We start from the raw sequence: 14,138 nt of genomic DNA, 5'->3' as shown, positions 1-14,138 counted from the left end.
CCGGCGTCACTTTGAAAGCTATTTCCACCAACAGTCCGCCATACTGACCGCATCACATCCACCCGGAGACGCGACCATGGCCGATATGTGGGAAAACCCGATGAAGACCGACGGATTCGAGTTCATCGAGTTCACGGCTCCGGACACCGAAGCGCTCGGGCGCCTGTTCGAGCAGCTGGGCTTCGCGGCAATCGCCCGCCACCGGTCCAAGGACGTGACGCTCTACCGCCAGGGCGACGTCAACTTCATCGTCAACGCCGAGCCGGCCGGTTTTCCGCGCAACTTCGCCGCCCTGCACGGCCCGTCGATCTGCGCCATCGCCTTTCGTGTCGCCGATGCCGCCTTCGCCTACCGCCGCGCGCTGGATCTCGGCGCCTGGGGGGTGGAGACCCGCGTCGGGGCGATGGAGTTGAACATCCCCGCCCTCAAGGGCATCGGCGATTCGCTGATCTATCTCGTCGACCGCTACGGCGGGCGCGGCAGCATCTACGAGGTCGATTTCGTGCCGCTGCCCGGGGTGGACCAGCATCCCAAGGGTGCCGGCCTGACCTACATCGACCACCTGACCCACAATGTCCACACCGGCCGGATGGAGGAGTGGGCCGGCTTCTACACCCGCCTGTTCGGTTTCCGCGAGATCCGCTATTTCGACATCGAGGGCAAGCTGACCGGCCTGCGGTCGAAGGCGATGACCAGCCCCTGCGGCAAGATCCGCATCCCGATCAACGAGTCCGCCGACAACAAGTCGCAGATCGTCGAGTATCTGCGCGACTATCGCGGCGAAGGCATCCAGCATGTCGCGCTGGGCACCGACGACATCGTCCGCACGGTGGAGACGATGCGCGGCCTGGGCACCCCGTTCCAGGACACGCCCGACACCTATTACGAGGGAATCGACGCCCGGGTGCCCGGTCACAGCCAGGATCTGGAGCGCCTGCGCGCCAACCGCATCCTGGTCGACGGCGCGCCGACCGAGGGCCAGGGCCTGCTGCTGCAGATCTTCACCCAGACCGTCATCGGCCCGATCTTCTTCGAGATCATCCAGCGCATCGGCAACGAGGGCTTCGGCGAAGGCAACTTCAAGGCCCTGTTCGAATCCATCGAGCTCGACCAGATCCGCCGCGGCGTGCTGAAGGAGGACGCCGCCTGACCGGCCTGTCCTTCCCCCTCCCGCACGGGAGGGGGAGAACGGGGGCACATGCATGCCTTTTTGCGTAGGTGCTTCCAAAAAGCATCGGTTGACGGAAACGGACGGATATCTACAATTTTAGCCAACTAATCCGCTCGGTTAAAACCGCTCCGTCCGGCTCCGCTGAATGACCCTCTGGCTCGATGCCTTCTTCCGGCCCGCTCCACCCAGTCCGCTGGAGACGGCGATGGCCGGGACCCATGCCCCCGGACTGATCGTCCTGTCCGTCTTCGTCGCGATGCTGGCGTCGCTGGGCGCATTGATGATCGCCCAGCGGCTGGCCACCGCCCGCCGGCTCGCTTGGGCGGTGTGGCTGTTGGCGGGCGCCGTCAGCATGGGCGGCGGCATCTGGTCGATGCATTTCATCGGGATGCTGGCTTTCTCGCTGCCCTGCGGCGTCAGTTACGATGTCGGCACCACCATGCTGTCGGCGCTGCCCGGCATGCTGGCCAGCGCGGTGGCCCTGACGGTGATCGGACGGCCGCAGCAGGCCGGGCTGAAGGAGCTGTGCGTCGGCGCGGTGCTGATGGGGGCGGGGATCGGTGCCATGCATTACGCCGGCATGGCGGCCATGCGGCTGGACGGCTTCCTGCGCTATGACGCAGGCATGGTGCTGGTGTCGGTCGTGGTCGCCGTGGCCCTGGCCTTCGTCTCGCTCGGCATCCGGCGGCAGGCGGGTCGTTCGACCTCGACCCGGCAGCGCACGCTGACCATGCTGGCCTCGGCGGCGGTGATGGGGGCGGCGGTCGCCGGCATGCATTATACCGCCATGTCCGCCGCGGTCTTCTTTCCGACGCCCAACCCCGACGGGGTCGGGATGTCGCTGCCGCCCACCACCCTGGCGATCCTGATCGTGGTGTTCGCGGTCTCCATGGCGATGACGACGATGGCCGCGGCCTTCGCCGGGCAGCAGGTCGAAACCTCCCGCGCCCTGCGCGAGGAGGTCGGCCGCCGGCTCGCGCTGGAGCATGAGGCGAAGGCGGGCGAGGCGCGCCTGCAGGCGATCTTCGACACCGTGGTCGACGGCGTCGTCACCATCGACAGCCGCGGGATCGTCCAGCGCTGGAGCCCGAGCGCCGCCCGCATGTTCGGCTACCGGGTCGACGAGGTCGTCGGCCGCAACGTCTCGATGCTGATGCCGGAGCCGGACCGCTCGGCCCATGACGGCTATCTGCGCCATTTCCTCGACACCGGGGAGGCGCGGATCATCGGGATCGGGCGCGAAACCACCGGCCGGCGCAAGAATGGCGGGGAATTTCCGCTGGAACTGTCGATCAGCCAGGTGCGGCTGGGCGACGAGCTGCTGTTCACCGGGATCGTCCGCGACGTGACCGAGCGCAAGCGCGTCCAGCGCGAGCTCGAGGATGCCGTCCGCGGGGCCGACGCCGCCAACCGCGCGAAATCCGCCTTCGTTGCGAATGTCAGCCACGAGATCCGCACGCCGCTGAACGCCATCATGGGCATGGCCCACATCCTGCTGCGGTCGGGCCTGGCGCCGGGCCAGCGCGACCAGGCGGCGAAGATCCTCCAGGCCGGGCGCTCGCTGCTGTCGATCATCAACGACATCCTGGATTTCTCGAAGATCGAGGCCGGCCAGCTCGCCATCGAGGCGATCCCGATGGACCTGGAACAGGTGCTGCGCGGCGTCACCGACATGGTGGTGGAGCGTGCCGCGGCCAAGGGCCTGGAACTGGTCCTGGATGTCGGGACCGACCTGCCGTCGCGTCTGGTCGGCGACCCGCTCCGCCTCGGCCAGATCCTGCTGAACTACGCCAACAACGCCATCAAGTTCACCGACAGCGGTGAGATCAAGCTGACCGTCCGCGATGTGGGGCAGGACGGAAGCGGGCGGGGCGGAAGCGGGCAGGGCAGCGGCATGGTCCTGCGCTTCACCGTCAGCGACACCGGCATCGGCCTGTCGGAGGAGGCGCGCGCCCGCCTGTTCCAGCCCTTCCAGCAGGCCGACGTGTCGATCACCCGCCGCTTCGGCGGCACCGGCCTCGGCCTTGTCATCTGCAAACGGCTGGCCGAGCTGATGGGCGGCACCGTCGGCGTGGACAGCCGCCCCGGCGAGGGCAGCAGCTTCTGGCTCGAGGTTCCGCTCGGTCTGGCGGCGGACGCCGGGCCGCGGCCGCTTCCCGTCCTCGGCATGCGTGGCCGCCGCGCGCTGGTGGTGGAGGACAACGACAGCACGCGCGCCGTCATCGGCGACATGCTGCGCTCGATGACCTTCGAGGTGGAGGAGGCCGAGGGCGGCGACCGGGCGGTGGAGCTGGTGCGGGCGGCGGTCGCCGCCGGCCGGCCCTTCGACATCGTGTTCGCCGACTGGCGCATGCCGGGACGCGACGGGCTGGAAACGGTCAAGGCGATCCGCCGCCTGTCGGACGGACCGGCGATGCCGGCCTTCGTGCTCGTCACCGCCTATGGCGGCCACGAGATCATGCACCGCGCCGCCCAGGCCGCGGTGGAGGAGGTCCTGTTCAAGCCGGTCAACCCCAGCACCTTGCTCGATGCCGCGACCCGCGCCCTGGGCATGGTGGTGGATGCCGCGGCACTCATTCCCCAGCTGCCGGAGGATGCCGCCGCGCGCAGCCTCGCCGGACTGCGCATCCTGGTGGCGGAGGACAATCCGTTGAACCAGGACGTGGTGCGCGAGTTGCTGACCAGTGCCGGCACCGGTCCCGACATCGTGGATGACGGTGCCGCGGCGCTCGGCCGGCTGGCGGCGCACCGCTACGACCTCGTCCTGATGGACATGCAGATGCCGGTGATGGACGGGCTGGAGGCCACCCGCCGCATCCGTGCCGACGCCGGCCTGGCCGGCCTTCCGGTCGTCGCCATGACCGCCAACGCGATGGAGGCCGACCGCCGCGCCTGCCTGGAGGCCGGCATGGACGACCATCTTTCCAAGCCGATCGACCCGGAAGAGCTCTATGCGATGGTCGGCCGCTGGGCGCTCCGGCCGCCGGCAGCCGCCGAACCGGCGGCGCCGCTGCCGCCGGCCGCGCCGGCGGGCCGGGCCGCGGTACTCCTCCCGCCTCCACCGCCCTTCGACCGGCTGGCGCCGGAGATCGACGCCGCGTCCGCGCTGAAGCGTGTCCTGAACAATGCCGGCATGTACGGTTCGATGCTGGGCCGCTTCCGGAGCGACCAGCGCGACGTGGGGCAGCGGCTGGCCTCGGCGCTGGAGGCCGGCGAGGCCGCCGGGGCGGAACTGCTGGTCCACAGCCTGAAGGGCGTTGCCGGACAGATCGGCGCCACGGCGCTGGCAGACGCGGCGGCGGTCGTCGAGAGCCTGGTCCGGGCCGGGGCCTGCGGTCCCCAGCCGCTGGTCCGCCTGGGGGAGGAACTGGTCCGCGTGCTGGCTGCGATCGACCGGGCGATGCCGGAGCCGGAGCCGGAGCCGGAGCCGGAAGCGGCGGCGGCGGGCGGGCCGAACACTGCAGCGGCCGGCATCGATATCGCCGGCGGGATGGAGGCCGAATGCGGAGAACTCCTGCACCGGCTCGCCACGATGCTGGCCGAGGACGATCCCGAGGCGCAATCCCTGCTCCGGCAGGAGGGGACGGCGCTGCAGGCCGCCCTGGGCCGCGACGCCTATGGCCGGCTGGCCGGCGCGGTCGAGCGTTTCGATTTCGACGAGGCGCTGGAGCTGGTCCGGTCCCTGCCGTTCCACCCCGCGCCGGAGCCGGCAGTGCCGGCATGACGATGTCTTTTGCGGTCTCCCTGCGGACGGCCGCTTCCCCCTGGAGAGTTCAGTGAACAACGAGTCCAATGGCGACCGCCCCGTGATCCTGGTCGTCGACGACACGCCTGACAATCTGGCCCTGATGTCGGCGCTGCTGCGCGACAGCTACAAGGTCAAGGTCGCCAACGGCGGCGAGAAGGCGCTGCGCATCGCCCGCACGGTTCCCCGTCCCGACCTGATCCTGCTGGACATCATGATGCCGGACATCGACGGCTATCGGGTGTGCCGCGACCTGAAGGCCGATCCGGCGACCCGCGACATTCCCGTCGTCTTCCTGACCGCCCTGGCCGAGCAGGAGGACGAGCGGATCGGGCTGGAGCTGGGAGCGGTCGATTACATCACCAAGCCGATCGGCGCGCCGATCCTGCAGGCCCGTGTCCGCAACCACCTGAACCTGAAGGCGGCGGCCGACTTCCTGCGCGACAAGACCCGCTACCTGGAGGCGGAGGTCGAGCGGCGCACCGCCGACATGCGGGCCATCCAGGACGTGACCATCGTCGCCATGGCCTCGCTGGCGGAAACCCGCGACAACGAGACGGGTGCCCACATCAGGCGGACCCAGCATTATGTCCGGGCGCTGGCGGAGGAACTGCAGGGTCACCCGCGCTTCGCCGCCGTGCTGACCGACGACATGATCGACCTCCTGTTCAAATCGGCGCCGCTGCACGACATCGGGAAGGTCGGCATTCCGGATGCCATCCTGCTGAAGCCGGGCAAGCTGACCGCCGGGGAATGGGAGGTGATGAGGAGCCATGCCACGCAGGGCGCCGCGGCGATCGCACAGGCCGAAGCCATGCTGGGCGGCGGCACCGCGTCCTTCCTGCACCTCGCCCGCGAGATCGCCGAGTCCCATCACGAGAAGTGGGACGGCTCCGGCTATCCGCGCGGCCTGAAGGGCGAGGAGATTCCGCTGTCGGCCCGGCTGATGGCGCTGGCCGACGTCTATGACGCCCTGATCTCGAAGCGGGTCTACAAGGATCCGATGCCGCACGAGGAAGCGGCCGGTATCATCGCCGACGGACGGGGGCGGCATTTCGATCCCGACGTGGCCGACGCCTTCCTGCGAAACGCCGACCGCTTCAAGGCCATCGCGCTGCGTTTCCAGGAGTGACCGGGCCGGCGCGGCGGACAGGGGGGCCGCCGCGCCGTCCACTCAGTCTCCGCAAACAGCCGGTGCCGCCTCCCGGCAGGCGGCTTGAAGGATGCTGCCCAGGTCCGCCGGAACCGGGTCCGGCGCCCCTGGCGGGGCCGTGACCCGCAAGGCCTTGGCCACATAGGTCAAGGGCAAAAGCGCGCCCTGCCGCCGCCGTTGCGCGTGAGGGGCGAGCAAGCGCAAGGCCTCCTGCGCCATCCCCCACGCCTCATCCCGCGGCAAGCCCGGCCGCAGCCCCCGGATCGCCAGAGCCATTGCGCGGTAGGGCTCAATATCGTTGGGCCGCACCGTTCCCACCGAATCGAACAGCAGCAGGGCGTTTTCAGCCAGTGTGGCAGCCTCCTCCTCCGCTTCCATGCCCAGCAGCGCAGCGGCCTGCAAGGTCAGGCACCATCCCTGTTCAGGCGCATAACGGTGCTGCTGGGCAGGCCGCGTGGCTGCAAACAGGTCCGCCGCCTGCCGGGCCAAAGGCTCCGCTTCGGCACTTTGGCCCAACAATAGAATGAGTCCCGCTCGATTTCCGAACGCCCTGGCCCAGTCAGCCCGGTGTGCGTCGGGCCGTTGTGCCGCCAATTCACGCCAGATTCCTTCGGCGTGTCGGGCGGCCTCCAGCGCATCGGCGTACCGGCCTTCATCCGCAAGGCGGATGCCCAGATTGTCGAGGGAGCCTGCCCAGCCAGCCCGGTGCGCATCGGGCCGTTGTGCCGCCAATTCACGCCGGATTTCTTCGGCGTAACGGGTGGCTTTCAACGCCTCGGCGTGGTGGCCTTCATGCGCAAGACGGTTGCCCAGACTGTCGAGGGAGCCTGCCCAGTTAGCCCGGTGCGCGTCGGGCCGTTGTGCCGCCAAATCGCGCTGGATTTCTTCGGCGTGCCGGGTGACCTCCAGCGCTTCGGCGTACCGGCCTTCATTTGCAAGATGGCTGCCCAGATTGCCGAGGGAAGTTGCCCTGCCAGCCCGGTGCGCGTCGGGCCGCTGTGCCGCTAGTTCACGCCAGATTTCTTCGGCGAGCCGGGCAGCCTCCAGGGCTTCGGCGTACCGGCCTTCATTTGCAAGACAAGCGCCCAGATTGTTGAGGGAGCTTGCCCAGTTAGCCCGGTGTGCGTCGGGCCGTTGTGCCGCCAGTTCACGCCAGATTTCTTCGGCGTGCCGAGCGGCCTCCAGCGCTTCAGCGTAACGGCCTTCATCCGCAAGATGGTTGCCCAGATTGTTGAGGGAGGTTGCCCAATCATCCCGATGTGCGTCGGGCCGCTGTGCCGCCAACTCACGCCAGAGGGCCTCCGCGCGCTGGCCGGCCTTCAGCGCCTCCCGCATTTTTCCCTGAGCGGCAAGAGCATTGGAATAAGAACTATATAGATAAGGAAGAACCGAAGCCGCGGCGCTCTGGTAATTTCTCCTTGATCTTTCAATGGCCGAAAATGCTATCTCCGGCCATTTTTGAGCAAGGTCGAATTCGGATACTGAATAATATGCCCTTGATATGTTAGAGGCATCGCCGATAAATTTCTCAAAACTTTTGACTGACCTCCATCCATTTTCCTTTGTCTTCGTCGCCATCAAATGCGTGGTTTCTTTTATGAGTGGCGCCAAAGCGACGGATCGCGTCGGCAGTTTCGGCCAGACATGCTCGACGATCTTCTGCTGCAATTTCTTGTCGGCTTGCCGCAAAGCTTCGGCCAATGCCGGCCCCAGCGGGTCGCCGATGTCCACGGCAACCTCGATCGCACGGTCCACCAGTGGGATGGACAGGCGGCTTGGAAACAGGGCGCGCTGCAACAGGCGGGACGATCCCCGTTGACCGATGCGGGTCAACACGGTCAGGGCAGGTTTGATCCAGGTTGGACGATCCGCCGTGTCGAAGACGCAATCGAGAAGTTCATCCTCATCCGCCAAAACCCGTTCCACCAGACGCTCGCCCAACAGGTCCGGACGCAGGGCATCGATCCCCCCTTCCCGTGGGTAGAGCGTGTGCAGATGGTCGAACATTTGCCGGCGGTCGGCATCGCCGGCGTCCCGCAGGGCAGGGACCAGCCGCAGGATTTCACGGGCATCGCGGGCGGTGGTGGTGCCGCCGGTCAGTGTCAGCAGGGCCAGCGCCTGCTTCATCCCCGGCAACAGGGCAGGGTCCAGGCCGCTGCTGCGCAGGCTGCTTCGCCAGTAATCCTGTTCCCAGTCCAGGGCGACGGTCAGCAGGTCGCTTCCCGTCTCCAGGTTCCGGCCAAGCAGGGCCATCAGGGCGGCCAGATGCAGAAGCAGTGTGTGGCGGAAATGGGGGGCCGACAGGTCCGGCATCGGTGTCGGCGTGTCGGGCAGGGACCGATGAGGGGACAGGCGGGCGCGGAAAGCGTCCTGCGCCTCCCGGTAAAGTCGCTCGCGGGCGGTTCGGTCGCCGGTGTCCGGAGCGGGCAGGGACAGCGGCCCCTCCGCCGCCTCGGGGCTGCGCAGGAAGCCGCGGGCTACGGGATCGGTGGTGTCCTCGCACAGGCGACTCCGCCATTCGCGATCCCCCCGTCCCAACAGCACCAGCCGCACCCGGTGCCCGGCAGGGGCGCACAGGGCCGCCTTGATGATGGCCTCCACATCGGAGCGGCGGCTTTCGGCGTTGTCCACCACCAGGAACACGCGGGGAGCCGTTTTGACCAAGGCCTCGATGTCGGCGATGACGGACGGGGTGTGCCGGCTGTCGGGCACGAAGGCTGCGGTCCAGCCCGGCCCGGCCCGATCCAGCAGGCGCCCGCAAACCTCCACCATCAGCCGGGTCTTGCCGCTGCCGCCATCGGCTGTGTAGAGCCGCAAGGCCACGGACAACCGCGCCCGCCCCTCATCCTGCGCCCAGGCCAGAACATCGTCGGCAACGGAGGCGAGCATGTCCTGAAATGGAACGATGCGGTATTCCGGGCGCAGCAGCAGGCTGTCCAGAACCAGCCGCTCTTCCGGCAGGGTCTGGCGCGGGTCCGCCAACCAGGAGGGAGACGGCGCGGGCGTGACCGGTGCCGGCGGTGCGGGTGTTCGAGGCGGCGGACGGTCGGCGGCACCGCCCGGGGGGAGGTCGTTCAGCCCCAGCCCGGTCAGGAGGCCGTTGGCCGTCCCCTCCCAGCTCATGCCCTTATTCCGGAGAAGGCTGCGCAGTTCCCTGGCGTGCTTGCGGTATTCGCCGGGGTCGGCCGCAATGCTCAGGATCGCATTCTTCACCTGACGGACGTCACCTGGCAGAAACGGATGCTGGTTCGGGTCATCGGGGCCCGTTGGGGTGTGGCCCGCAACCGGGATGCCGCTTACGCCACCGGGACCGACGCCCGGCGCTTCCTCCCGCAAAAGCTGGTACAGCCCACTGTCTTGCGACAGGATCAGCGGCACCCCCGCCGCCACCGCCTCCCACCCCGTCAGGCCGAACCCTTCATGCCACGAGGGCATCAGCGCCACAGAGGCGCTGGACAGGTCGCGGAACAGGGCTTCACGGTTTTCCAGAAACGGGCGGGCAGTGACCTGCAGGCGGTGTCCGGCGGCGAACTCTTCGGCCAGGGCGACGAGATCTCTTTCCGTCTGGCTGCCCGGCTCTTCGATGCCCACGATTTGGATCTCGGGGCGGGATTTTTGCAGGATCGGCGCCACCCCGGCCTGGGCAGCCGACTCCCGGCAAGCCTCTGCCATGGCGGCAACGGCAAGGCTGCCCTGCTTGATCCGGTCGTCCTCGGCATCCATCCGGCCAAAGACCATGGCGCGGAAGCTCGTTTTCGCCGGGTCGCGATCCTGGAGTCCCTCCGCCAGTCCGGGAATGAGCATGACCGAGGCGGGGCGCCCTTCGTCGGCCAGCATCTCGTCGGCGTTGTCGCGCAGTTTGGGCCCGACGGCGAAACAACAGTCGGCTTGGGCGAACAGGGTACGCTGCTCGTCGTGGCGGCTGACCCCGGTGGCTCCGCGTCCGTGTTTGTGGCCGGCATACTGCCCATAGGCCATGTGGTGGATCAGGGCGACCTGTCCCATGTCCATCGCCTTGCGCGCCGAAAGTGCGATGTGGCCGGTGACGACATCATGTCCCACCCACCACCCGACGCCGACGATTCCATGATCCTGCAAGGCGCAAACGACGTTGCCGGAATCCAGGTTTTCTCCGCTTGTGGCGATCAGGCGGACCTTGTGGCGCTTGGCATCGTCGCTTTCCGACGGTTCCAGCGGGGCCTTGACAACGCAGACCACCTCCCGCGAGCCATCGAGGCGTTTTGCCAACGCCCGGCAAAGATCGGCGTTAAAGGCATTGATGCCGCCATGGCGCGGTCCCCAGGCGGTAGCGATGAAGACGATGGAAAATCCGGTCACAGCGTTTATCGGGTCAGGTGATGACTTTAACGATGATACCCGCCAAGGGTGAAAGCGACAATGATTCAGGCCCTTGGAGTGCGCGTCCCTTATAGGCGGTAGGCAGGTGGGTGTACGATGCGCCGCAAAGCATTTAAATTTCCATAATACATCTTATGCGCTATTTCTGTGTAAGCGCAAAGCTAAGCTGTCAGTCTTCCGTCAGCTCCGCAGCGCGTGGAAGTTCCATTGGCCGGCGGCGATTCCCCGGTGCGCCCGCATGCTTCCCGCACGAATCCGCAAGTCCGAAGACGTGGCGCCGGCGCTTGGCTGGCAGCAGTTCCATGAAGTCAAAACGGCAAAGCTCAAGCTTGCGGTGACGCTCATGCCGTTCAGGCGGGATTCTTACTACGTCCAGCTCCAGGTTCCATTTCATCCTGCCGGCACATGGAGAATAGCGCCCGCTTTTTGTCTCAATCATGCCACGGGAAACCACCCTATTCATAATTTCCTAACCATAAGTGTTAGTACCCCATTAAGGCTAACGACCGAGCCTGCGGAACAAGGCGATATCCATAAAGCGGAGTTCCAAAATGGCTACCACCAACACCGACGGTACGATCCAGGTCACCTTCGCGGTCAATGCCTGGGGTGCCGTAGCCGGCGGAAAATGGCCGCATTTCCAACTGCTTGTCGATGGAAAGGTCATCGGCGACGCCACCGTCGCCTCCGCCACCCAGTCGCGCTACGTCTTCACCGCCAACGTCCCGGCCGACAAGGCGCATGCCCTCCAGCTGGTCTACGACAACGACGACACGGTCAACGGCGTCGACCGCAACCTGTTCGTCAAGTCGTTCGAGGTCAACGGCAAGACCATCCTCGCCATCGATCCCTCGGTGAAATACGACACCGGCAAGATCGACGGGCAGGCCGTCATCGCCGGGCAGACCGAGATGTACTGGCCGGGCGCGTTGAACGTCGCGCTGCCCGCCACGCTGTTCTCATCGACGCCGGTCGACACCGGCACCGGCACCGACACCATGACCACGACGATCAAGGTCAAGGCCTACGGCGTCAGCGCCGCCGGCCAGGCCCCCCATTTCAAGCTGGTGATCGACGACCAGGTCGTCGGCGACGCCTGGGTCAGCGCCACCTCGCCCACCGACTACACCTTCACCGCCAAGGTGGACCCGAACGAGGCCCACAAGATCCAGATCTGGTACGACAACGACGCCACGGTGAACGGTGTCGATCGCAACCTGTACGTCAAGTCGATCGACATCGACGGCCAGACCATCGCTTCCACCTCCGACATGGCCTCCTACGACAAGGGCCCGGTGGACGGCAAATACGTGGTCGCCGGCCAGGAAGGGCTGTTCTGGGGCGGCGCCCTGACCTTCGGCGTTCCGGAGGAGTATTTCGGCGGCGCCTATGTCCCGCCGCCCCCTCCCCCCCCGACCAAGGGCGTCGACATCGTCGTCAACGCCTACGGCACCTCGGCCGGCGGACAGGCCGCGCATTTCAAGCTGCTGGTCGACGGTCAGGTGATCGGCGACGCCAAGGCCTCCGCCACCACCGCCGCCTACAGCTTCAAGGCCGACATCGACCCGACCAAGGCCCACACGGTCCAGGTCTGGTACGACAACGACAGCACGGTGAACGGCGTCGACCGCAACCTGTTCGTCAAGTCGGTCTCCATCAACGGCCACACCGTCGCCGCCACCGACAGCATCGTCACCTACGACAAGGGTGCCGTCGACGGCAAGGACGTGGTCAAGGGCCAGGAGGGCCTCTATTGGGGCGGCGCCCTTAACATCAAGGCCGGCGCCGACCTGTTCGGCGACACCCCCGTCCCGCAGAACCCGGACCCGACCGCCCCGACCAAGCCGGCCTTCTACGTCGCCGCCAACGGCAAGGACAGCTGGTCCGGCAAGCTGGCGGCGCCGAACGCCGACGGCACCGACGGCCCCTTCGCCTCGCTGGAGAAGGCGCAGGCGGCCATGCGGGCCAGCTCGATCGACACGACCTACATCCGCGAGGGCACCTACCACCTGACCAAGACGCTGGAGCTGACCTCGGCCGACAACGGCCACAGCTTCCAGAACTATCCCGGCGAGACGCCGGTGCTGAGCGGCGGCGAGGTGGTCAAGAGCTTCACCAGCGAGGGCAACGGCCTTTATTCGGCCAAGCTCGGCTCCGCCAGCTATCTCGACCTGATCGTCGGCGACGTCCGCCAGCATCTGGCCGAGAAATACGCCTATGACAGCGCCGACGTGACCAGCGGCTGGCGCTTCGCCGATGCGGCCTCGGGCGGGGCCAGCGGCTGGTACATCCGCTCCCACGGCAGCGAGGTGACCGCCGCCGACATCCAGCCGGGCACGCTGATCCAGGTGATGGACGCCGAGCGGCTGGGCGACACGCTGACAAGCATCTCCAGCTTCAACGCCTCCACCCGCACCATCATGCTGAAGAACGGCGCCTCCCTGCCCTTTGCGGAAGGCACCACCTACAAGCTGCTGAACAACGCCTCCTACGTCGATCAGGCCGGCGAGTTCGCCTGGCGCGCATCGGACGGCAAGCTGCTGTACAAGGCCGCCAGCTCCGGCTTCGCATCGACCGGCGTGGAGGTGCCGCGGCTCGACACGCTGATCAAGCTGAACGGCGCCAGCAACATCACCATCGACGGGCTGACCTTCAAGAACACCACCACCGGCGGCGACGCCCTGCTGCTGACCAAGTCCAGCGGCAACCACATCAGCGACAACAGCTTTCTGAACGTCGGCACGGCGATCAAGCTGACGGCGGCATCCTCGAACAACGACATCGCCCACAACACGCTGAACCATCTGGCGGAAAACGGCATCGAGATGGACGGCCGCAGCAACGGCAACAGCATCTATGCCAACAGCATCAGCAACATCGGCGAGGTGCGCAAGGCGGTGTCGGGCATCTTCGGCACCGGCGTCGACAACAACGTCATCTCCAACAACGACATCGACCACAGCGCCCGCTACGGCATCTCGTTCAAGGATTACGGCGGCACCACCAACACGGTGAACCACAACAACGTCATCCAGTACAACACCATCTCCTACACCGGCCTGGAGACCGCCGACGGCGGCGCCATCGAGATCCTCGGCCGCTCCAGCGCGAACACCGGCATGATCATCCAGGGCAACCGGATCGAGCATGCCAGCGGCCTCGCCACCAGCAACGCCGACGGCTGGATGTACGGCCAGAAGGGCTTCGGCATCTATCTGGACGACATGGCCGGCGGCATCACCGTCAAGGACAACTTCATCAAGGACGCCGACTGGGCGTCGGTGCAGATCCATGGCGGCGACAACAACGTGGTGACCAACAACTTCGCGGTCATCGCCAGCAACAAGGAAGACTTCATCCGAATCGAATGGCAGCCGGTCCACGGCACCCCCGGCGACCCGCACAACAACACCATCACCAAGAACGTGGTGATGGGAACCCTGCCGCTCGACGACTATATCGAGCTGCTGAGCGCCAACGACTTCGTCATCGATTACAACCTTGTCTACAACGTGCCGAAATACGGCGACCATGATGTGATCGGCAAGCCGATGTTCACCAACGCCTATTGGGGCGACTATTCGCTCCAGGCCTCGTCGCCGGCCTTCGCCATGGGCATCCATGACCTCGCCTGGGCCAAGATGGGGGTCGAGGGCACCGCGGCGGCCGGGCTGGAGCATTTCTGGGACGGCGTCTGACCGCGCGACCCG

Annotated in this window: 5 protein-coding genes; 4 read left to right on the top strand and 1 reads right to left on the bottom strand. The window is 66.8% G+C overall.

What is annotated here, in order from left to right:
* Nucleotides 1-76: 76 nt before the first annotated feature.
* The 3 genes from hppD (at nt 77) to ABMY26_RS35220 (ending at nt 6,048) form a co-directional block, all read left to right on the top strand.
* On the top strand, nt 77-1,150 hold the full coding sequence (gene hppD, locus ABMY26_RS35230; RefSeq protein ID WP_372400085.1) for a 4-hydroxyphenylpyruvate dioxygenase: 1,074 nt from the start codon (nt 77-79) through the stop codon (nt 1,148-1,150).
* A gap of 166 nt (nt 1,151-1,316) precedes the next feature.
* Nucleotides 1,317-4,895 (top strand): response regulator, encoded by a 3,579-nt coding sequence (locus tag ABMY26_RS35225; RefSeq protein ID WP_372400084.1) that lies wholly within the window; start codon nt 1,317-1,319, stop codon nt 4,893-4,895.
* A 52-nt stretch (nt 4,896-4,947) separates the two neighbouring features.
* Nucleotides 4,948-6,048, top strand: coding sequence for a two-component system response regulator (locus tag ABMY26_RS35220; RefSeq protein ID WP_045583846.1), 1,101 nt, complete (start codon nt 4,948-4,950; stop codon nt 6,046-6,048).
* 42 nt (nt 6,049-6,090) lie between these two features.
* Here the strand turns inward: ABMY26_RS35220 and ABMY26_RS35215 are convergent, their stop codons facing one another.
* Nucleotides 6,091-10,407, bottom strand: coding sequence for a glycosyltransferase (locus ABMY26_RS35215; protein WP_372400083.1), 4,317 nt, complete (start codon nt 10,405-10,407; stop codon nt 6,091-6,093).
* 572 nt (nt 10,408-10,979) lie between these two features.
* Between ABMY26_RS35215 and ABMY26_RS35210 the strand changes: the two genes are divergently transcribed.
* On the top strand, nt 10,980-14,126 hold the full coding sequence (locus ABMY26_RS35210) for a carbohydrate-binding domain-containing protein (protein WP_372400082.1): 3,147 nt from the start codon (nt 10,980-10,982) through the stop codon (nt 14,124-14,126).
* The last annotated feature ends 12 nt before the right edge of the window (nt 14,127-14,138 follow it).

Origin of the sequence: Azospirillum sp. HJ39, from assembly GCF_041507355.1 — a bacterium.
Classification (GTDB): Bacteria; Pseudomonadota; Alphaproteobacteria; order Azospirillales; family Azospirillaceae; genus Azospirillum; species Azospirillum thiophilum.
This window is presented reverse-complemented; position numbering and strand designations above follow the sequence as displayed.